Annotated in this window: 17 protein-coding genes; 4 read left to right on the top strand and 13 right to left on the bottom strand. The window is 40.8% G+C overall.

The features are described from left to right. The first annotated feature begins 33 nt into the window (after window positions 1–33). Entirely contained in the window at window positions 34–678 is a 645-nt protein-coding gene (locus BM156_RS16665; RefSeq protein ID WP_093921040.1) for an NUDIX hydrolase, read from the top strand. Window positions 679–825: 147 nt separating this feature from the next. Here BM156_RS16665 and BM156_RS16660 read toward each other — a convergent pair whose 3' ends face one another. The 4 genes from BM156_RS16660 to BM156_RS16645 form a co-directional block, all read right to left on the bottom strand. Beyond that, a complete protein-coding gene (locus BM156_RS16660; RefSeq protein WP_170846992.1) occupies window positions 826–2,250 on the bottom strand; it encodes a peroxiredoxin family protein in 1,425 nt (474 codons plus the stop codon). Continuing rightward, complete coding sequence (gene coaD, locus BM156_RS16655; RefSeq protein WP_093921038.1) at window positions 2,240–2,725, bottom strand: pantetheine-phosphate adenylyltransferase; 486 nt, start codon at window positions 2,723–2,725, stop codon at window positions 2,240–2,242. The genes BM156_RS16660 and coaD overlap by 11 nt, the downstream gene beginning before the upstream one ends. A gap of 50 nt (window positions 2,726–2,775) precedes the next feature. Beyond that, window positions 2,776–4,995: an APC family permease gene (locus BM156_RS16650; protein WP_093921037.1), complete on the bottom strand. Its 2,220-nt coding sequence runs from the start codon at window positions 4,993–4,995 to the stop codon at window positions 2,776–2,778. A 111-nt stretch (window positions 4,996–5,106) separates the two neighbouring features. Next, window positions 5,107–7,374 carry a DUF6311 domain-containing protein gene (locus tag BM156_RS16645; RefSeq protein WP_093921036.1) on the bottom strand — a complete coding sequence of 756 codons (2,268 nt, stop codon included), beginning with the start codon at window positions 7,372–7,374 and terminating at the stop codon, window positions 5,107–5,109. 137 nt (window positions 7,375–7,511) lie between these two features. On the opposite strand from BM156_RS16645, the gene BM156_RS16640 reads away from it, so the two are divergent. Next, complete coding sequence (locus BM156_RS16640) at window positions 7,512–8,987, top strand: hypothetical protein (protein WP_093921035.1); 1,476 nt, start codon at window positions 7,512–7,514, stop codon at window positions 8,985–8,987. Between the two features lies 1 nt (window position 8,988). Here the strand turns inward: BM156_RS16640 and BM156_RS16635 are convergent, their stop codons facing one another. The 5 genes from BM156_RS16635 to BM156_RS16615 all read right to left on the bottom strand — a co-directional run bounded on the left by BM156_RS16635 (window position 8,989) and on the right by BM156_RS16615 (window position 15,260). Then, complete coding sequence (locus BM156_RS16635; RefSeq protein ID WP_093921034.1) at window positions 8,989–10,968, bottom strand: DUF2079 domain-containing protein; 1,980 nt, start codon at window positions 10,966–10,968, stop codon at window positions 8,989–8,991. 7 nt (window positions 10,969–10,975) lie between these two features. After that, entirely contained in the window at window positions 10,976–11,722 is a 747-nt protein-coding gene (locus BM156_RS16630; RefSeq protein ID WP_093921033.1) for a glycosyltransferase family 2 protein, read from the bottom strand. A 419-nt stretch (window positions 11,723–12,141) separates the two neighbouring features. Further along, a complete protein-coding gene (locus tag BM156_RS16625; protein WP_093921032.1) occupies window positions 12,142–13,305 on the bottom strand; it encodes a sigma-54-dependent transcriptional regulator in 1,164 nt (387 codons plus the stop codon). Between the two features lie 50 nt (window positions 13,306–13,355). Beyond that, on the bottom strand, window positions 13,356–14,270 hold the full coding sequence (locus BM156_RS16620; protein WP_093921031.1) for a Ppx/GppA phosphatase family protein: 915 nt from the start codon (window positions 14,268–14,270) through the stop codon (window positions 13,356–13,358). A 75-nt stretch (window positions 14,271–14,345) separates the two neighbouring features. After that, window positions 14,346–15,260 carry a hypothetical protein gene (locus tag BM156_RS16615; RefSeq protein WP_093921030.1) on the bottom strand — a complete coding sequence of 305 codons (915 nt, stop codon included), beginning with the start codon at window positions 15,258–15,260 and terminating at the stop codon, window positions 14,346–14,348. 255 nt (window positions 15,261–15,515) lie between these two features. Between BM156_RS16615 and BM156_RS16610 the strand changes: the two genes are divergently transcribed. Continuing rightward, complete coding sequence (locus BM156_RS16610; RefSeq protein ID WP_212733543.1) at window positions 15,516–15,872, top strand: potassium channel family protein; 357 nt, start codon at window positions 15,516–15,518, stop codon at window positions 15,870–15,872. Window positions 15,873–15,985: 113 nt separating this feature from the next. Beyond that, window positions 15,986–17,491, top strand: a complete 1,506-nt coding sequence (locus BM156_RS16605; protein WP_093921029.1) for a sulfatase family protein — start codon at window positions 15,986–15,988, stop codon at window positions 17,489–17,491. Window positions 17,492–17,619: 128 nt separating this feature from the next. Here the strand turns inward: BM156_RS16605 and BM156_RS16600 are convergent, their stop codons facing one another. From BM156_RS16600 to cysK, 4 genes are all read right to left on the bottom strand, one after another. Further along, entirely contained in the window at window positions 17,620–19,140 is a 1,521-nt protein-coding gene (locus tag BM156_RS16600) for an AbgT family transporter (RefSeq protein ID WP_093921028.1), read from the bottom strand. A 185-nt stretch (window positions 19,141–19,325) separates the two neighbouring features. After that, entirely contained in the window at window positions 19,326–19,886 is a 561-nt protein-coding gene (locus BM156_RS16595; protein ID WP_093921027.1) for a mechanosensitive ion channel domain-containing protein, read from the bottom strand. Between the two features lie 290 nt (window positions 19,887–20,176). After that, complete coding sequence (locus tag BM156_RS16590) at window positions 20,177–21,049, bottom strand: PIG-L deacetylase family protein (RefSeq protein WP_093921026.1); 873 nt, start codon at window positions 21,047–21,049, stop codon at window positions 20,177–20,179. A 182-nt stretch (window positions 21,050–21,231) separates the two neighbouring features. Next, complete coding sequence (gene cysK, locus BM156_RS16585; protein ID WP_093921025.1) at window positions 21,232–22,143, bottom strand: cysteine synthase A; 912 nt, start codon at window positions 22,141–22,143, stop codon at window positions 21,232–21,234. Window positions 22,144–22,355 lie beyond the last annotated feature (212 nt).

The raw sequence follows: 22,355 nt of genomic DNA, 5'->3' as shown, positions 1-22,355 counted from the left end.
ATCTTAAAAGTTTATAACTGAATTTAACGACAAATGTACAAAGTTTTTTTCAATGACCACCAGCTACTTTGGAACCCTAAAATTAAGAATTCATTAAAAGATAACATTGATCAATTCGTTGAAATAGAAGATGTTGAAACGCTTTTTTTGATGCTTTCAAAACTTGAAAAAACTGAATGTGTTGTAAAACTGTTTCTTAGCTCAAAAAAAGTCGATTTGCTGAGCTTTTTGCGGGAGCAGTTAACGCGAATTGATGCAGCTGGGGGAATTGTTCGAAATGCCAATGGTAAATTACTTTTTATCAAACGGTTTGGTAAGTGGGATCTTCCAAAGGGCAAAATAGAGCAAGGAGAGACTCCTGACTTGGCTGCCGTTCGTGAGGTGGAAGAAGAATGTGGAATTCATGCTTTGCAGGTGGTTAAAAAGCTTCCTTCAACTTTTCATATCTATCGGTCTCCATACATTAAAGAGACGAACAATTGGGTGTTGAAGGAAACACATTGGTTTGAGATGAGCTATGCAGGCAATGAAAAGCTTGCTCCGCAAACCGAAGAGCAAATCGAGGAGGTTTGCTGGCTTACGCCAAGTCAACTAGAAATGGTTTATAGGAACACTTTCGGGAACTTGAAAGAGCTTCTGGGTCATTATATGGGACAAGCTATTGAAATTAGTTCCTGAACTCGAAATGTATCAATTGGGTTTCTGCGGTTCCTGTTGTTTCTATCGGTTTGTTTTAGCTGTTCGAAGTTGTTTGAAATAGTTTGAACTTGTTTCAAATCGTCTGAAGATCTGAGCGTCTGTTATCCAAAAATCAAAAGTCCAATTTTACTTTCCTTGCTGGCGCAATTCGTTAAGTCGGTTTTGCTTCAGCAGGTTTAAAAACTGTTGCTCGAAGCCATCAAGCGGATTGGGAGCCGGAGACATGGCTAGTTTACCCGATGGATCAATCAGGTAGGCCATTGGAAGTGTGGTTACCCGATAGGTATCCGCAGCTTGCTCGTCGATGATGAAGAACTCACCAGGCCAGTTTTGTTGTAGGATCAGTTCTTTTTTGCTGGCTTCTTCGGGTAAAATCAAGTTTAATATTTGAACCTGTTGTTTCAGAAGGTCACCTGCTTGTTTAAGCTGATCAAGGTGTTGGCGACAAATCGGATTGGCCACCCGTGTGAAATTCAGGTAAATGTATTTGCCTTTGAAACTGCTTAGTGGTTGGCTTACTCCTGAAAAATCAGTGAGCTTAATGGTTGGAGCGTCACTTCCTGCTTTAAGATAAGTAAGTCTTTCCTTCAATCGTTTGGCAATCTGTTTTTTATCCGTGGGCCAAGTGCTTGCTCCAATGGTGTCGAGTAGGCGAAGTAAACTTCCCTGCGAAAACTGGCCTTGAGAATACGCATCGTGGATGGATTGAAGAATAACGAGCTGACTCAAGTTGGTATTCCATTGCTTTTTGTTTGCAAAATAGGCCTCAATGCCATTCAAATCTGCCCGGGCAACGAGCCGTTTAAACTCTGTTCCTCGAATTTGGTTACTTTCAAAAGTGAAATAGTCATTAAAAAGCTGGTGAAACAGCCGGTGGCAGGACGGAATGAGCAAGTCGGGCTGATGGCCAATAAAATAGTTCCGGACAAATGATTCAGATTGCCCTTGATGCAGCGCATATTCAGCAAATGCCGTCCGGTAAAATAGGTATTGGTTAAAATAAGTATTGTTGGATTGCGAAAATTGTTTAGACAGGTTTGCCTTTAATGAATCGACCGCCGCTTTGGATTGTAGGTTGAAAATTTGGTTGAAATAGCGACTTTCTTCTTTCAAATAAGCCAGTTCAAATTGTTGAATTTGCCGATTTAAATCATCAGCAGAACTGTTTTTTAACGCAAAGGCTGTTTCCTCGGCCTGAAAGAAAGGATTTCGTTTTTGGCTGGCAGGTATTTGTTTCAACGGCGGAAAAACCAACTCATATTCTTTGCCTGGTTCAAGGTAGATAAACGCTCGGTAAGCATCAAAATCTGCAAAACAATAGGTCGTCGCACTTAGTTTGGCTGTGGAATGAAAGTAGCCTTCAGCATCAATGTTTATCGTGCTAACAAGTTTTTTTGTTTTGGAAATAGCGTCAGCGTAGCGGTAAAGCTGAATTTCGTAATTGCGGTAGTCAGGAGCTGTCCCGGTTATGATTACCGACTGTGGTGACTGAGCAATGACTTGAAGCGATAATGCTACAACAAAAAAAAGAAGGAGGGTTTTAAGCTTCATCTTTTTTAAATTCATCCATGTTTAGTTTTTGGGGTAAAAACATGCTGGCATCTCCTCCGTGCAAAATAATATCGCGAACGATTGATGAATTGACAGGAGTGTGCTCTGGCATTGTCAGAAGGAAAACGGTCTCCAGTTCAGGGTGCATTTTTTTATTGACCTGGGCGATGGCACGCTCGTATTCGAAATCTGCAGAGGTACGTAATCCCCTTAAAATGTAATTCGCATTAACTTGCTTGCAGAAATCAACCGTTAGTCCCTCATGACTTTGAATTTCCACTTTAGGTTCATCTTCAAAAATCTGGTTAATCCATTTCAAGCGTTTTTCTAATGGAAAGAAAGATTGCTTGTTAGAATTAAAACCAATCATGATGATGATTTTATCAAACATAGGAAGTGCCCGGCGAACAATACTTTCATGGCCAATTGTAAACGGATCAAATGACCCTGGAAATATAGCGATACGTTTTGTCATTCCTTCGTGGTTTTGTTTAAACCTCCAAATATAAAAGGAATTCTTTGGAATTATTCGATATCCTTAGCCTTATTGGCACTAACAAACAAAATATTACCAAGGTCGTTGTAGCCTTCAAAGAACTCCAGACTACCTTTAAGCATCTCATTTCTAAACCCAATAAGAGTGAGGTCTGCATCTTGTGAATAAGAGGATACAACTTGCTTTTGCGTGTGCTTTTCGTAGGGAACCATTTCGATATTGGATGGGCTAATCGGAAGCCTTCCTTCTTTTACCAGATCCAGCAATTGTTGTCGCTTATCAACGACATGTTCTTCAGGAAAAAGAGCAAAAATTTTGATCAGTCCTTTTTTCCAGTCCGGATGTCCCAGAATGATATAGCCCAGCAAAATCATGAGGTTGGCATTCTCGAAATCATCCGGTCTAATCCAAATATGCAGCTCCCGCTTATAGCCAAAGCTTTTGTAGGAAGTATTCAGAATACATACATCGAAGCCAGCCGATTCGATCATCTTATAGTTGGGCAGAATCTCTTGCAGGGTTTCCGGCTCTGTGCGTGAAAACTCAAAAAGGATTAGGTTATTTCCTTTTCCGGAAATGCCTGATAACTGGACGACCTGCGCAATGGCTGAAGTGTAGGAGGGAGATATGATGGTATCCAGGTAAACCCTGTTTTTACTGCCATGTGCCAGGTTGATTAATCTTTTTAGCGATTCTTTGGAGGCTTCAGTTGTTCCTTCATTCAAATAACCTTTGATGAAGTGAATGTAAGTGCCAAAGCCATACTTGTAAGAGATCCATCGCATAACGTCAAAAGCGCTCCGTCGTTTGAAGGTGTCGTGCGAAATGCAGACTCCAAAAGGACGCCAGCTTACTTCGCGATCTTCTTTGTCGGCTCGCTGAGCAAAAATCTGTAATTGACGGCTCATCTGAAAAACTACGCCCCGAAACAATTTGTTTAATCCTCGCCTTTCATTACTGTGATAAGTGATTGCAAAGTAGATCATTGCCATGATGATGATAGAAAAGGCGGCATAAATGGCGTTCATCTGAAACATGATCCAGAAGGAAAAGATGGCTCCAATTAACGAAATGTACCATTTGCTGCGAAATGTAGGCCGGTAAGCAGGATCGGCTGCAAAGTGCTCCAGAAAAGAAACCATACAAATAGCGGCATAGGTTACCATGAAAAACATGGAGATGATTTGCGCCACAAAGTTAATATCGCCAATAAGGATAAAGAAAAAGGCGATGATAATGGTGACGATGGAGCCGTTGATGGGCTCGTTATTTGTTTTAGTTCCCTTGGCAAACCATCGGTTAAGCCATTTCTGGGGGAAAATGTCATCGTAGCCAATCGCTTGCAAGGTGCGTGGTGCCACCATGATTGACCCGAGCGCAGAGCTTAATGAAGCAGCAGCCAGCCCAATTGGGATAATGGGGCCCCAAGCCGAAATACGTTGCATAATGAGTTGGTCGGCAACCAAGTCTTCGGGGCTTGCCGAGATGGTAAACTTATAAGCAGCAGCAATATAAACCAACATACCGGCAATGGTTGCCCACAAGGTTCCCCGCGGAATTGATTTTTTGGGGTCTTTTAAATCTCCTGAAAGACCTAGTCCTGCCGCGAGCCCGGTAAAAGCAGGAAAGATAATGGTAAAAACAAAGAAGAAATTCAGGTTGTCGGGAACATGAGAATGAAAATGAACCTCATGAGGCTTGATGGGAGAATCGCCGGCAAAGAAAAACAGCAATGAAAATAGCAAAATAGTTACCACCAGGTAAAGGGCTTTCATGCCCATGTTGGCTCCCTTGGTCAGAATGATCAACGAAAGAATCCCCATAGATGGTAAGGAAATCCAACGCCGATCTTCAATCCCTAACTGGTAATGATCGTTAAGATAGTTGATGAGTGGCTCAAATGCTTCGCCAAAGGCAATGACATAGAAGGCTACTGAAATTGCCTGCGAAAAGAAAAGCGCAAGCCCAATAGCTCCGCCAATATTTAATCCGAATGATCGCGATATGATGTAATAAGCTCCACCGCCCTGTACGCGTTGGTTGGTGGCTATTTCGGCAACAGCAAAAGCTGTCGGAATAGTTATGATGTGCCCTATTATGATGATGCCAATCACTCCCCAGAAGCCAACCTGACCAACAGCCCAGCCAAAACGAAGAAACAAAATAGCTCCCAAAATAGTGGATAAAGCCGTTAGAAAAACCGGCATAGTCCCAAACTTAGCATTCGAATTTACAAGCGATTTAGCCATTGAGTCGTTTTTTTTCAAAGTTAACCGATCAGTTGAAATTTCAAAACCTTAATCATACAGGTAAAGCTTGTTTAAACAAGTGTTTTCGCTTTTTAGTTTGAATGCGAATAGTTATTGCAAAATGAAGTTGTTGACTAAGTTCTGCTGATTCTCTTTCTTGATGAGAACATTTGATTTTAGTGGTTTTATTAAAAGATCATCAATACAGGTATATTTCCCTTTTACCGTGAGCTGGTACCGATAGTTGGGATGAGCTTCGAATTGCGTTGAAATGCGCACCCAATTGTGGTAAACATTATGGTTTTGGCGGTTATTCAGTTTTTGTTTCAAAATTTGATTTCCTGCTTGGTCCCATATCGTAAGGGTCGGTTGAGGCATATCATAATGCCGGGTGTCAAAGTAGAGCCAAAAGGACAAGTCTGCAAGGCCAGAATTTATCGGCAATGTTTGGTTCAGCACTTCCATCGTGCCTCGACGCTGATACATTGCCCCTTCTCCGGTGAAGGTATTTTTTGCTGGTAATTGCTCAAATCCATTGTAGTAGATTAAGTCCGACAGCGTATCAGTACAAAGCTCTTGAGGGCAATCCAGTTTATGACTTAGCTCAAGGGCATGTTTTTTCCAGTTTTGATGGCTTGTTTTTAAAACCTGAACTGGAAGAATACTCATGGTAATGTATTGGTCTTCCCAAAACTTGGTCGCCTGAGAAACCAGCCAGTTTTCCTGTTCATTTAGTTCCTGTTTGGTGGTTATCAGTAGAAGGGGCTTATCATTCATATCATCCAGGCGGCTTTTTTGTATTGCCGAGTCAGCTAATAATTGAATGCTGCTTAAAGCTTGAGTAAATGATAAGCGGGGAGAGAAACTTTGTACCAAAGGAATGCCCGTGTGGTAGGAGCATTTCATCGCTTCACCTAAAGCGGTCATGCCATGCTCAAAAAGAAGTTTATCGCCACAGGTACTGGCAAAGGGGAGGGCAAAAATCGCCTGAAATTGGTTTACATCAACCTTCGTTTCAACAAAACGATTTAAAAAATCGTCATGATTGGAACTCAATTTATCATTTACATTGAATAAGCCTCGAGTTCCTCGATCGACATTGTATTTTGCACTGAATCCCCAGGATAAAAACACGGCGACTAAAACGGAATAGGCCAAAATTCGTCGTTTTTGGGCCTTTAGGTTCTTAAAAAAATGGAAAATGATCAATGCTGAATAAACAGTGAAAATGTAATAAAAGAGCCATGAAAAACGTCCCAACGCGCGGAATTGCTTAACCGGAGGAAGCAGATCCAGTAAAAAACCAAAGCCCCATTTAAACGGGAAACACATGGAAAAAAGTAGAATTAATGTTCCGGCGAGGAGGTATGGTTGGTAACTCTTGTCCTGAAAGAAAAAACTCCAGTCAGGTTTTTTGCGACTTAGCCAGGCAATGGGGGCGATAAGGATCAGGATGCAGGCAATAATGGTGGCGGGAGTGCCAACAAAAGCTCGGCCTTCCCACTGGAAGCTTAAGTCCAGATACTTGGATAAAAATCCCTTCAATGGAAATTCTGATGGTAAAAATATACTGAAGACATTGGCATGATAGACATAGAATCCGTAGGGATTAGTTGGCCGATCACTAACCCAGTCGGTTAGTCCCACTAGGCCTTTCACGGCCAAAATGGGAATGACAGCCAAAGCAAATAAGTAAGCAAATGATTTTAGCTGAGGTTTTAAGTGTTTTCGGGCAAACCACAGATCTGCTATAAGAACGCCGATTAATAGGATCGCATAAAATGCGACAAAATAAGCACTGATGAATCCTCCGATAATTCCCGAAAGGAGCAAGCAAATTCCCCATAAAACGGGCTTCTTTTGCTCCCGGTAGCGGATGAGCAAGTACCAAAACAAGGGAATAAAAAACCAATAAACCATTTCAAAATGCCCATGTATTCGGTCAAACTGAGGTGTTAGAAAACCGATGAGCAGGGCTGTTATAAACGCGTACCAGGCTGGTAGCTTAAAACGTCTTAAAATCAGGTACAGTAGGGGCATTCCAATCAAAAATGAAAGGATCATTGTTAAGTTCAAAATGCCAACTCCATAATCAGCAATCGGATAAATGTGCTTATCGACGAATTTAAGGACCGTGACATAAATGGGGTGCGAATTGATGTATTGTAAATGATCACCGTAAGGGTAGTTGATGCCATCATGGCGGATACCTGAATCGTACTTTAGGTAGTAGGAAAAATTGTAATAGCTTTTTAAGGGGTCAACCGATTTTGAAAATAAAAAACCATTCGGATGTTTTAAGACGGGAGAAAACAGAAGGAAAATAATGGATGCAGTTATTGCAATAAGTAAAATACTACCTAACCAGTCCTTTTTCATTATATCTTAAGTTGAATATTAAACATTAAAGAAACGAATTTTCGGGAAGTCATCATAAATGAAAATATTGTTTTTAGTAAATAATCAAACATCTTTGTGTTGGCTGAGATGCTACATTAGGATAAACACAAAAGAAAATGAACACAAAAGAATCTGAGGAGAACTCTAATAGAAAAGTTTGGAAAGATATCATTCCCTATTTTAGCTTTGAAAATGTAGGGCATTTGTTTTTTTTGGTCTTTGCTATATGGAGTCTAATTGATGCAAGTAGTCGGGTTTTAATAACAGATCCGGCTTATTATCTTTTCAATATTATAAATAAAGAAAATTTTTTTATTGCGGGGCCAAGATATACGACTGTGATTAATCAAGTGCTGGTTGTCTTGGGTGTTAAGCTCGGAGTATCATTAAAGCTTTTGATTTCGTTGTATTCGGTTTCATTTGTATTAATACGATATAGCTATTTCCTTATTGTTGTTAAGTTGTTGAAAAACATCCCTGCCGGATTTGCGATTATTGCCTTTACGCTACTTGGTGTTGCCGAAAGTTATTTTAGGCCAACGTCAGAAAGTACAATTGCGCTTTTAAACAGTAGCTTATTGTACGCATCTTTGGTATTTTTTGAGATGAAAATGGCGGGTAAAAAGAAGCTTGTTCTGCAACTCTTAGTGACACTCTTACTTGTTGCTTTTGGGTATTACACGCATCCCATTGCTCTTTTTTCGCTTGTGTTTGTGGTACTTTTCTTTTCAGTTTTTCATCAATCAAAGTTTTCTTGGTATCCGGTTTTTGCGCTAGTAATTGTTCTTGTAACTTTTGGCCAGAAAGTTCTATTGGGCGAAAACAGTACGCACCATAGTAGTTTATATGGCAATCTTTTGAGCTCTCCATTTTTGATACTGCAGGAGTTAAGTGATTATTATCCATACAAATTCTTTTCAAATCATTTTGAGCGATTATACCTGATAGCGAGCTTGCTCTTTATTGCCGCAGTAATTCTTCTTGCTCTTCGAAAGCGAGGCTGGATGAGTAGTCTACTTATAGTTGTTTCTGTGGTGGTTTATTTTATTGTGGCTTGCACCTCTTTTAAAAAGGGAGATGCCAACATGCAGATGGAAAAAATATTTCTACCAATGGTATTTTTTTCAGGGATTGCTTTTGCTGAGGGAGTTTCAGCTTTGAAGCGTAATCGTATAAAGGGCGTTTTACTGGCAGGTACAACCCTGATTGTTATGCTTGTGGGCTTGGAGAGAATAGGGGATGTCAGGGGGCTTTACCACGGACGAATTGATTATTTAAAAGAGATTGTTCATCAAGCAAATCAGGAGTCTGGCAAAAAACTTTTAATAAAGTCAGAGCAAGTTGACCGAAAAATGGTATTCACTTGGGGGATGGGGATGGAAACCCTTATGCTTTCTACCATAGATAAGACGATGGATCCTTTAACAGTGTATTGTATTCAAGGCCATGAAAAACTTGAGGGAAAGCAAGATGACCCGGAGAACTTTCTGGTAACCCATTTTCATACTTCTTTTAACTACACTCAGTTTAATCAACGATACTTTGGATTATCCGAAGAAGCATATAAGGAATGGGATGTTGACTTGAAATGAGTTAATGTTTTTTTAGATTGATTTTTTTTATCGATAGCTCAAAATCGTCAAAATAAAGTGGACTGTTCCCGGCATTCCATAGGTAAAGTTGAAAATTCTGTTTTGCTGTGTTTTCAGGAATCCAACAGCTTATCCTAATTTGTTTCCAGCCAAGATTATCCTTTTGTTGAACTGTGTTACTTTGGAAATAGAAATAGCCTTTTGATTTTGTAACAATGTGAGCATCTTTGATGTTTTCTCCATAAACCCAAACCATCGCTTCAAGGTAGTTGAACCTTGCCAGGTTTTTAGGAGTGATTGCTTTACTAAAGCGGTTATTTTGGGTTAACTTTAGACTATTATTCCCACTTCTTTGGATGTCTTTTGTAAGTGCTTCCTTTGTTGAAATAATGAGCCCATTGTTAAAACGTACGGAGTTTGTCAATAAATCGATATGCTCAAAATTGCAGAATGAGCTTTCAGGAGGAGCTGCTGTTAAAGGTGTAGTTGCTTTTTGTTGATTTTGACCAGAGTCTTTACGCTTTCGCATTAGGAATACAGGAAACTCGCTATCGATTAGTTCCCAATCGGGGTTTAGAAGATAATCGTTTCTTGCTGCCTCATTTTCCGTGTGTGATTTCAAAAAATAATTGTCATAAACTGAAAATACAATATACTCTGCATCTCTAACTTCAGGAAAGAAGTAGATATGGAAACGCTGGGAAAGATGAGTAAAAAAATCTTCAGAGGCACTCACTTTCGCATCGGGTGGAATTTGTTCTAGAAGCTTGTGTGTTGCTCTCAGGCGATAGGGTGATTGATAAAATCCTTTATAAAAAAATTTTTCCTTTTGAGGGACAAAAGATCCAGGAACAACGCGGTTACTTCGGTCCATTTTATGAATTGTCATAGAGAATGCCGTGAGGCAAACAACCCAGGTCAAAATTTTTTGTAGTTTATCTGATTTAAAAGATGAGATCGTCAAGAAAACAGAAATGGGGAGGAGTGTTACAACTTCTATTGAATAGTAAGTTAAAATTCCCCAACGAATAGGAGCATCATTAAGTACTTTCTGTGCAACAATTGGGATAAACCAAATTAAAAATTGTGGGCGAAAGAGGAGTAAAATGCCTCCTGAAGTCAGGTAAACCCAATAAAATTCAGTTTTTATTCCATCAAACTGAGGATTATGGAGGTGGTTGATGAAAAACAACTTGATAGTTTCTATAGGATTTTTTATGACATATTTTAATGCTTCCGCAGGATCTGCCCCCAAAGCAGAATAGTTAAAAAGAGTGAATTGTTTCTCTTCAGTTTCAACCGATGGAATTAGCACCTTGAATAATATAATAAAATACAAAAGTGAGATTGCAATCCCTCCTACACTCAATAGAACTGCTTTCTTGTCCTTGCGGTGCTGAAGAATAAGGACAATAAAAATAAAGATAAACCAGATTGGAATATTCTCTCTAGAGAATAGGGATAAGATTAGGATTATGAATGATAGTAAATATTGTTTTTGTTGAAAATAATAAAGAAATATTGGAATAAAGCAAGCTGAAATAACAGCTAGATTAACATCGCAAGCAAAAGTTGTGTATCGTCCAAGAAGTAGGAAATAGTATAATAGAGCTCCAATTGATAAATAATAATTATCTGTTTTTGATTGTATGATTTTATAAGAATACCATCCTGCTAGTATGATTAATGTATTTTGTATCAATATTAACGTGTAGGTTCCGGTAAGCCAGTTAAACAGCCAGTATATTGGCACAAAATAGAAAAGGGTATAAGAATAATGGTCTTGAAGAAAGTTGCCGGGATAAGTGGGGATAGAACTTATTCTTAGGTGAGAATAATCCCAGAACGCAAAATTATAATTACCGTAATCAAAAACAAAAGTGCGAAAGTAATAATGGTTAATTATCCCCATATAAAACATGAGCAAACCAAAAAATCCTAGAATTAGTAAAGGAGTATATTTTTTTCTGCTTTTTACCATGTGTCAATTAAATTTTGCGAAACAGCTCATTCTTCACGATTCCCCACTTATGGAGCCGGTACTGAATCGAAGTTCTAAGAACTCCAAAGGCATAAATTGTACTGTTTTTTAGGTTGATGCTTGAGGCATCGTCAAAATACTTGGTGGGGCAGGTGATTTCAGCAATTTCGTAACCGGCATACCAAATCTGTGCCAGCATTTGGTTGTCGAAAACAAAATTATCCGAGTTTGCATTGAAGTTGACTTTTTCTAAAACCTCACGCGAAAAAGCACGATAGCCGGTATGGTATTCCGATAAATGAGCATGCATAAATAAATTCTGGAATGTAGTTAATCCGCGGTTAGCCAAATATTTTATTAGTGGCATACCGCCTTTTAATGCCCCGCGTCCCAGTATTCTTGATCCAAGCACGGCATGATACAGTCCACTGCCAATGAGATGGCTCATTGCCGGAATCAACATCGGAGTATATTGGTAATCGGGATGAAGCATAATGACAATATCAGCCCCTAATTCGAGTGCTTTGTTGTAACAACTTTTCTGATTTCCTCCATAACCTTTGTTCTGATCATGACGGACAATGTGTTTGATCCCGAGTTGGCGGCCAACCTCAATGGTGTCGTCATTGCTGTGGTCATCAACAAGGATGACATCATCGACAATTGAAAAGTCGATTTCGTCATAGGTGACTTTTAGTGTCTTTGATGCATTGTAAGCAGGAAGAACTACAATGACTTTTTGATTTACGATCATCGTTTAGGTTTTATTGGAACTTGGCGCAATCAGTCGTATGGTTACGCGCTGTTTCTGTGAATTTCAAAAATAACTAAATTAATGATAATATGAATGAAGAAAGCTTCAGTTGAGACGGAGGGTTACAACGGATAGGCTAATGCAAAAAGCGAGGGCGATTCTAGATTTGAGGTGGGGATTCCGAAATTTTTAAAAAAGGAACCCCCTGAAATGCGGTCCGTTCCCCGGGTAACAATAAACCCCGGGGTGAAGTGTTTAAATACGCCATGACAACAACAAAAACTTTCCGGCTTCAGGGGGAGTTCCAATTTCTTTACTATGTCTTTTAACCTTCTCGGTCAATCTTTCGTCTTGTTATAACAACAAATGTTAAAAGTTGTTTGAAAATGCTTGAAAAACATATTTAAAGTTCATGTTGTTTATTTTATCGGCGCTGCAAATGTCTCTACATCAGTGTCCGATATGGTTTTGTTTCCGAGGATGATTAAACGTTCAATAACATTTCGGAATTCGCGGATATTGCCGGTCCAGCTCAATTGTTGAAGTTTCTGGATGGCTTCGTTGGTGATGGTCTTCTCTGGCATTCCATACTCGTTACATATTTGTCGAATAAAGTGATTGGCCAGTTCTGGAATATCTTCGGTGCGTTCGTTTAAGGTTGGAACTTTGATAAGAATCACGCTTAAGCGGTGGTAAAGGTCTTCCCGAAAATTGTTCTGCTCAATTTCTTCGCTCAGATTTTTGTTGGTTGCAGCCACAACGCGCACATCCACTTTGATGGGCTTGTCTCCTCCAACCCGGGTGATGATATTTTCTTGCAGGGCTCGCAAAACTTTAGCTTGCGCTGACAAACTCATGTCGCCAATTTCATCGAGAAAAAGGGTACCTCCGTTGGCTTGCTCAAATTTTCCTTTCCGTTGTTTTACCGCCGAGGTAAATGCTCCCTTCTCGTGGCCGAACAACTCACTTTCGATCAGGTCAGCAGGAATGGCGGCACAGTTAACTTCGATGAATGGACCGGAAGCCCGGTTACTTTGATCGTGCAGACGACGTGCTACCAGCTCTTTCCCGGTTCCGTTTGCTCCGGTAATTAATACTCGTGCATCAGTTGGAGCAACCTTGTCCGCCATTTCAATGATCTTTTGCATGGCTTCGGAGCTACCAACAATTTCGTACTTCTTGTTGACCTTTTTCTTTAGAACTTTGGTTTCGGTAATCAGGTTTGATTTGTCCATCGCATTGCGAATGGTAATCAAAAGGCGGTTCAAGTCCAATGGTTTCTCAATGTAGTCGAAAGCTCCTTTCTTTATTGATTCAACGGCAGTATCGATATTGCCGTGTCCTGAAATCATAATTACAGGGACATCAGGAACCAGGATCTGTATCTTTTGCAAGACTTCAATACCATCCATCCCAGGCATTTTAATATCGCACAGCACCGTGTCGTATTCATTTTTCCGAATCAACTCGATGCCTTGCTGCCCATCTTCAGCCAGATCAACCTGGTATTTTTCGTACTCTAAAATATCTTTCAGCGTGTTACGTATGCTGCGTTCATCATCAATTACTAATATTTTTGACATGGCTATTTTGTTTGAGGTGTTTGCCTTAATAATCTAAATTGAAATCAAAATTAGTCATAAATCGCTTGGAACAAAACTCCTTCGCGTAAGGCAAAGTCAGTTTGCTTAAGTTGCTGAATTTTCAACCGGCTTACGACTAAGCGCATCAGAATAAAAGCCGGAACAATCATTTCTACTCGAAGTGGTTCCATGCCGGTCATTCCTTCTCGTTCTTGTTTCGTTGAGTGGATAATTTGCGCTGAAATACGATCAAAATCAGCCAAGGGAATATCCTGCAATTGGCGAGCTTTGCTTCCTGGAGCTGTTCCGTCAAGTAGATCAGCTAGCGTGTCGAAAGCTCCGGAGCACCCAACTAGAACAGGTACCGGAAGGTTTTGTAATTGACTCCACAAAGGGGCAAGCCCTTCTTCAAAATGCTTTTCAATAATGGCTAATTCTTCCTTTGTAATGGGGTCGGAAAGTGAGAACTGGTCAATAATCCGTGCCATTCCCAGTGGAAAGCTGGACTTCCAGTTCATTTGGCCATTTCTGATTTCAATAAATTCATTGCTTCCCCCTCCAATATCCAGAATAAGTGCTTCGTCAGGAATTGCTTGCATGGCGAGCTGGACTCCTTTAAAAATCAATTGTGCTTCTTTTTCGCCACTTATTGTTTGAAGCTGAATTCCGGTTTCCTGAAGTAGAAAGGTTTCAAATTCAAGTTGATTAGCGGCATCTCGAACAGCAGAGGTGGCAATTGCAATAACCTGATCAACCTGAAAAGGCTTTATGGTCTGTTGATGGCTGAGCAATGCTTCTTTGGCCCGGTTAAAAGCTTCCGGAGTCAGATGTCGCTTGTTTATTCCTCCCTTCCCAAGCTTTACGCCTAATTTACTTTGTTGTAAAACCTGAAAGTCTCTTTCCTGTATTTGTGCAATGAGTAAGTTGCAGGTGTTGGTTCCCAAATCAATTACAGCCAGTTTCATTCAAATTGTATTTCAGTTTTAATGAAAGCAAAGATAACCATTTGTAAAAGCCGGAAGGGAACTGTTGAAGGTCGCCTACTTTTTCAATTTGAACGGTGATTCGGGGTGCCAATTAACACCGATATTAAAAGAGCTGTAGAGGTAATCGCGAAGTCCGGTTTTAAATTCAGCAAAATAGTTCCACTTTTTTGATTTGATAACCAATCGGCTGTCGAGCAATGCTGGGCGGTCTTTCCCATAATATTTCCATCCGTTGTAGCCTCTGGTTCCTACAGAAAAGCTGAAGTTTTGATGATCCAACTCGGCTTCCAGTCCCCAAAGTGGGCCTTCGTTTTGCTCTAAATCGGTTTGGTTGGTTTGCCAAAAATAGTAGCCGGCCATTCCATTTAGTCGCCAGTTCACTTTTCTCGACGAAATAAGGTTTTTACCCATGCTAAAGTAATGCCAATGAGCTGGCAGGTCGGTATATCGACCATCGTGAATACTTCCGCTAGTGGTTTTCAATGAAGATACCAGCATGATATCGGGCCAGTATTCCCGATCATACAACACTTGGATGTAGGTATTCAAAATAATATCTCCTAAATCATTGGTCCATCCTTGGTCATCTTCATACAACTGAATATAGTCGCGAACAGCATTGGTCGTTCGGAAATAATCAACCACATTCCATTCCAAACCAAAAGCCATAAAATTTTGAACGACCGGAAAACGAAAATCAAAACGAAGGGTGTGCCCATTGTCACCTCCTCCATCTCTGAAATAATTGTCTATCGACACTTTAAATTGGGAGTCGGTGCCAACACGCCCATTCAGTGTGGCTGGTACAGGCAGAGCGTTTGGTCCCAGTGTTCCGGGTGCAATAAGTAGGGTACTGTAGTTTTTATTTCCTTCGTAATAATGGATAAAATCATTGGTAGAAGGACGTTGTGCCAATAGCTGGTTTCCTATTAAAAAGGCAATCAGGAAGAGGGTAATCTGTTTCATCATTGTTTGCTTAACAAAGGGCGCAAAATTAAGTTTGAAAGGGGAACTAAAAAAATTGTAAGCTTTGTTGTAGAGGAATAACGGTATTCATAATGATAAATTATTATGGCTCGAAGTTTTCTGATGGAGAGCAGAATGGTTAAGCTCTTTCATCTTATTTCTGTTCACCTGATTTATTCAGAGACAGATATCTTGTCGTTTTGAAATATGTCGTACTTTTGTTCAAGCAGTTTAAAATCCTGAAATTTTTGGATAAGCATGGGGATGTTTAGAGCGATCATACTCTTTCTCAAAGAAAAATCATATCGGAATTTGGTAATTTCTACCTTAGTTACCTTGCTGAATGGAACCTTGGTTTATCATTTTGTAGAAGGGTGGCGATGGCTTGATTCCTTCTATTTTTCGGTGATAACGCTAACCACAGTGGGGTATGGAGATTTTAGTCCTCAAACTGACTTTGGAAAACTATTTACCACACTTTACATCCTTACCGGAATTGGAATTATCTTGGGATTTGTTAACGCCATTTACGATAACCGTTTAAAACACGGAAGAAAGATTAGGGCTTTGAAAAAACAAAAAGAAGAGGCGAGAAAGGGAGATAAAAGGAAGTAAGGCGTGTTAATTAAGTTGAATTTAAAGCTCGTCACATAATTTTAACAAATTTGCTTGAAGGGATTAAGCTGCCTTAAAAAACTAGAAGACTACTAACTTTTTAGAATAGAGATATGCAAAGAACTACTACCTCGTTACTATCCATCCTGCTGTTGGGAAGCTGTGTCCCCGGGGAACAAACGGCGAAAGACCAATCAACCAATTCAGAAAAGCCCAATGTGTTATTTTTGTTTGCTGATGATCAGCGAGCCGATGCACTTGGATGCTCTGGGAATCCTTACATTAAAACGCCGAATATTGATGAGTTGGCTAATCAAGGAGTCCGTTTCAGTAATAACTATGTTATGGGCGGTCACCATGGGGCTATTTGTGCTCCAAGCCGGGCTATGCTGATGAGCGGGAAAAGCTTGTTTCATGTGTATGATGTGCTGGACGGCGTAAGTACCATGCCTATGCATTTCGCGAAACAAGGCTATCAGACGTTTGGCACAGGAAAGTGGCACAACAGCAAGGCTAGCTTTGAAGCATCTTTCCAGCAAGGGAGAAACGTATTTATCGGGGGAATGAGTGACCATTTTAATGTTCCATGCCGGGAGTTGGTTGATGGCAAGTTGACGGAACCTGTTCGGAAAGGTTTCTCTACAGATTTATTTGCCGATGTTGCGAATGAGTTTCTGGAAGATTATGCTCAGGGAGATCGCGCAAATCCATTCTTCTGTTATGTGGCTTTTACAGCACCACACGACCCTCGTTCGCCGCGTCCTGACTACATTGGAATGTATCCGGATGAAACAATGCCTTTGCCCGGAAACTTTAAGAAATACCATCCTTTTGAGTTTGACCACATGACAATTCGGGATGAGAATTTGGCTCCGTGGCCAAGAACTCCTGAGATTATTCAAGCCTCGCTTGCTGATTATTATGCTTTAATCAGTCATGTTGACGAGCGCGTGGGTGATCTTATTGAAACATTGAAAGAACAAGGTTTATACGATAATACCATCATCGTTTATGCTGCCGACAATGGTTTGGCCGTTGGAAGTCACGGACTTCTTGGAAAGCAAAGTTTGTATGAGCACAGCATGAAGGTGCCATTAATTATCAGTGGGCCGGGGGTGCCATCGGATAAAGTAAGCGAGGCATTGGTTTACCTGTATGATGTTTTCCCCACCTTGGCTGGTTTGTGTAATCTGCCTGCACCGGAAGGCGTCGATGGCAAAAGTTTAGTACCGGTCATTCAGGGAGAAACTGATCATGTTCGTACTTCGTTGTTTACGGCTTATCGCCATACCGTGAGAGCTGTGCGTACGGATGAATGGAAGTTGATCCGCTATCCGGAACGGGATTATACCCAGTTATTTAATTTGAAGGACGATCCATTGGAGTTGAATAACTTGGCTGGTGATCCTGCCTATCAATCAAAACAAGAAGAATTGAAACAGATGATCCTCGATTGGCAGGTTGAAACAGATGATACTGCTTCGTGGACTACGCCAGTTGTTTTACCAATGGAATATGATCCAGAATCATTTGTACAGGTTCCGGATGTGCATCAACCGGAATATGTTTTGAAAAGGTATTTCAAAGGAGTGAAATCGAAGCAAAAAAGTACTCATTAATATTAAGGGATTTAAAAAGCAAAAGCCAGCTATTTCAATAGCTGGCTTTTGCTTTTTAATAAGAGTGTCTGGGATTTTGCTGATTTGAAAATCCGTTCCCCTGATGTCGTTTTTATATCATTAATGCCCTAGTTGCCCATTTCGTAGAACAAGCCTGCTCCTGGTCCCAAAGGAATTCCTAAGCTAAACCAGATGATTAGCAGGATAGTCCAGCCAATAAAGAAGGCAATGGAATAAGGGAGCATCGTCGCGATGATTGTCCCAATTCCGGCTCCTCGATCATACTTTTGGAAATAAGCGATGATAAGGGCAAAAAAGCTCATCATCGGCGAAACAATGTTGGTGACAGAATCGCCAATCCGGTAGATTGCTTGTGAAAGTTCGGGACTGTATCCCAACAACATAAACATGGGAATAAACACTGGAGCCAGAATAGCCCACTTGGCTGAAGCACTTCCCATAAGCATATTGATGGAAGCTGCCAAGAGAATAAACAGAATCATTAGTGGGATTGGGCCAATTTGAGAGGTAGCCAACACATCGGCACCCTGAACAGCCAGAATAACCCCTAAGTTAGACCACTTGAAATAGGCAACAAATTGCGCTGCAAAAAACACCAGCACCATGTAGCCGGCAAGTCCTTTCAATGAGTCTCCCATTCCATTCATCACATCGGCATCGTTTTTATAGGCACCACAGCCAAAGCCGTAAGCAACGCCCATGCCGCCTGCGCCAAGAAACAGGAAGGCGATGATGGCGTGTAAAACCGGAGAGTGAAGAAGATTGCCGTCTTCTGGGCGGAGTAGTCCATTCTCAGGAATAATTCCAATGAGGATTAATCCGGTAAAAACAGCCATAAACAATAAGGCAAACTTTAGGCCCCGCCGTTCGTTGGGAGCTAAACGCTGAATGGCTTCTGCTTCAACTTCACCTTTATAAGCCCCAAGCCTTGGAACCACCATTCGCTCGGTAACCCATGTGCCGATCCCTGCAATCATAATGGTTGAAATAACCATGAAATAATAGTTTGCCGTTGGAAGTACCTGGTAGTCGGCATCTATGATGTGGGCTGCCTCTGTTGAAAGGCCAGCCAATAGCGGATCAATGGTTCCTAACAATAGGTTCGCGCTGAATCCACCGGAAACTCCGGCAAAAGCAGCGGCCATCCCGGCAATTGGGTGGCGACCAAAGGAATGAAAAATGGCACCGGCCAAAGGAATAAGCAACACATAACCAATATCGCTGGCGGTGTTACTAAGCACGCCGGCCAACACCAGCACAAAGGTGATGATGCGTTTGGGCGATTTCATGACCAGTAAACGAATTAAAGCACCAATTAAACCTGAACTTTCGGCTATTCCAATTCCAAGCATGGCAACCAAAACAATTCCCAGCGGGGCAAAGCTTGTGAAGTTGGTAACCATATCTTCCAAAATACGGTGAATACCATCTTTTGAAAGTAAGTTGAAAGGATGGATTACTTCGTTGGTTGCGGGGTGTATAGCCTTCCAGTCGAGCAAAGCAGCAACCCATGAAAAAAGGATGGCTAGCAGGGCCATCAAGGCAAACAAGGTTGCAGGATGAGGGAGTTTATTTCCGGCTTTTTCAACCCATCCTAAAAAACTAAAACGTCGTAATTTTTGCAGCATAGTGTTTGTCTTTATTCTGTTGTTATTTAGAAGGCTTTGGGTTGTAAAAATCAGTTGTTACTGTAAAATTGCGACCCAAAACCTTGTCGTTAATGTGTAATCTGTTTTTTCAGGTTTTGTGTTTCGGGGTACATGCCGGAATCGTCATGGGCCCATTTAGAAAACGAAACTGAAAAGGAATGCTCCTATTGGACTTCTGAGGGCTTTTTAGTTTTTGAAGTCCCGGGCTTTGTTTTTTTGTCCGGTATTTTTTCAGGATGACTCACTGCAATGTTCTTTTGTAGCACAATGGAATTTGGAATGGTAATTTGTTCCCCTTCCGAAGTAAGCAGGTGGACAAAAAAGAAGGTGATATCATTGATTTTTCCTTCAATTATAAAATCTTTTTCAAGTACTTTAATGTGATCCCCAATTTTCATAGGGTGATTAAAAAACAGGATAAGTCCAGAAGTAATGTTTGCCAGGATTGACCATTGCGCCACAAAAGCGATCCCCAGTATGGTGAGTACAGACGAAATAAAGATCATGAGCTTTTGTTTTTCGATGCTCCAAATAGCTGTTAGAGCAACGATTCCCATGATGATAATAAACAGGTTCATTATTTTGGTGGTCAACCGACGTCGTTGTAGCGAAAAATGAAACTTCTTGAGCGTCTTGTTAATGGAATGCCTGATTAGAAACCGAATGGCAATAATCAGGATCAAAACAACGATGGTCTCAACAATTTGCAGTCTGTAAGTTTCCATATATCAATACATGTTTCAGGCAAAAATAAAAATATTCTGATGTATTGTATACGAAAAACGACTTTCCTCGAAAAATAATTAAATCAGGATTTTAGATCGTCAAGGGGGAATTTATCCAATCGTGATTTGGAGTGAATAGGGATTGGAGTGATCTTTATTGAACGTTCGTGTATTATGTCGAGAAAGTTTAAGCAGGGAAGTTGTTTTTGATGCGCTAAATAAATTATACGAACCAAGGGGAACATTGCTGCTGTAAAGGCCCTTGATTCGTACAATTCATCTGTAATGCATTAGTTACCAATCATTGGGAATAGCCGCCTGATTTCATCTTCGGAAGGGCGACGTCCATATTCGCAAATTTCGAAAGATTCGGCAATCTTCACTTGTTTTCCTTTTTCTGAACCATACCATTTTACCAGTGATTGACGAAGTTCATCACCAATGGGGGCGCGTCGAAAACCAGCCAACCATTTTACACGTTGCTCGTCAGTGTCAGGAACTTGATCCAGTGTGCCATAAAGCCAGGGAAGCCATTCGAAAAATTGAGATTCGTGGGCGGCCATCGCATAAATCTTTTGGTCGAAAACGTCAGTAATATCCACCGCAATATCCGGTTTGAAAGGCGAGGGCTTTTGAAAGCCATCGTGCGAGTATAAAAAAATCGGGTTTTTCTTTAGAGCTGGAACGTCAGAAACCACGTTGGGAACAACAACCAAAAAAGCGGCATCCTGGACCAGAAGTGCAGCATTACGATGATCAGGGTGATAATCGTAAGGGCGGTGACTGATTACGATATCTGCTTCCCATTCGCGAATGATGCGGATAATTTCGTGGCGGTTTTCCAAGGTAGGCATCAATTCGGCATCGTGGTTGTCAAGTACCTTATAGCTTACGCCAAAACGCTTGCCAGCCTCCTGGGATTCGGCTCGTCTAATGCGGGCAAGGGCACCTCCACCTTTTTCATGATGTCCGGCATCACCATTGGTTAAGGAAACAAAAAGCACCCGATGCCCTAGTTGGGCATATTTCAACGCAGTTCCTCCCGCGTCAATATCGCAATCGTCGGGATGAGCACCAATAACAACAACATTAATTTTTTCTTGAGAATAAGTTGTTAAAACAAACGCAAGAAGAGTAAGGAAAAGGACAGATATCTTTTTCATAAGGTTTTATTAGGATTGGTTTATCGTTTGGGTAAAGCTAATGATCTTTTAGCAAATTTCTTAGCAGGTTTTCTTAATTTTTATTCCGGAAATGAAAGATTAGTTGAATCCTTTTAAATAAAGAAAACCACAACCGTAATCAGGACACTGACTACTTGTTGTGGTTTTTCTTTGACTGTTTGTTAAAACAAACCTTCAACAGAGAGGTAGCGTTCTCCGGTATCGTAGGAGAAAGTCAAAATTTTCGAGCCTTTAGGCAGCTCTTTTATTTTTTTGGCAACGGCAGCTAACGATGCTCCAGACGAAATTCCAACAAACAAACCTTCTTCGCGGGCAGCTCTTTGCGCATATTCAAAGGCTTCATCTTTACTAACCTGAACGGTGCCATCAAGAAGGTTGGTTTTTAGGTTTTCAGGGATGAAACCTGCGCCAATCCCTTGAATTGGATGAGGCCCTGGATTTCCGCCGCTAATCACCGGAGAAGCTTCTGGCTCAACAGCTAGGGTTTGCAAGTTTGGAAAGCTTTTTTTCAATACTTCGCTAACCCCCGAAATATGTCCTCCTGTTCCAACGCCGGTAATCAGGTAGTCAAAGCCTTCAGGAAAATCAGTCAGGATTTCTTGAGCGGTATGTTCGCGGTGAGCAGTGATGTTGGCTTCATTATCAAACTGCGATGGAATCCAAGAATTTGGGTTCTCAGCAGCAATCTCCTGAGCTTTTTCGATGGCTCCTTTCATGCCCTTTTCTTTTGGGGTAAGCACCAACTTGGCTCCATGAGCAGTCAAAATACGACGGCGCTCCAATGACATGGATTCTGGCATCACCAAGATCAGTTTGTATTTTTTTACAGCGGCTACCAAAGCCAAGCCAATTCCGGTGTTTCCTGATGTTGGCTCCACAATCAGGCTGTCTGGTTTTAAAACCCCATCGGCTTCGGCTTTTTCAACCATTTTCAAGGCAATACGGTCTTTGATGCTACCACCTGGGTTGGTTTTTTCCAGTTTTACGTACACTTCGTATCCTTTAGGATACAGGTTGTTGATTCGAACCAGTGGGGAATTCCCGATGGTTTCCAGGATGTTGTTAAATTTCATATCAATTGTTTTTAAAGGGTTATACAAAAAAAGGCCTCCCAAATGATTGGAAGGCCTGCACATATTCTTGTAATATATTTACTTATCTACTCGACATACCTTCCCCGTGTTGTAATCATACAACAGCAGTAACACATATTTAAGAAGGTATTTTTCATTTTTGTTAGATTGCTTTCGCGTTATCTGAAACAATTATAAATAAAAAAATCTAA

It is taken from the genome of Sunxiuqinia elliptica, from assembly GCF_900113005.1.
In the GTDB taxonomy this organism is placed as follows: Bacteria; Bacteroidota; Bacteroidia; order Bacteroidales; family Prolixibacteraceae; genus Sunxiuqinia; species Sunxiuqinia elliptica.
Note: the sequence above shows the minus strand (reverse complement) of the source record. Positions and strands in the feature narration are given on the sequence as shown.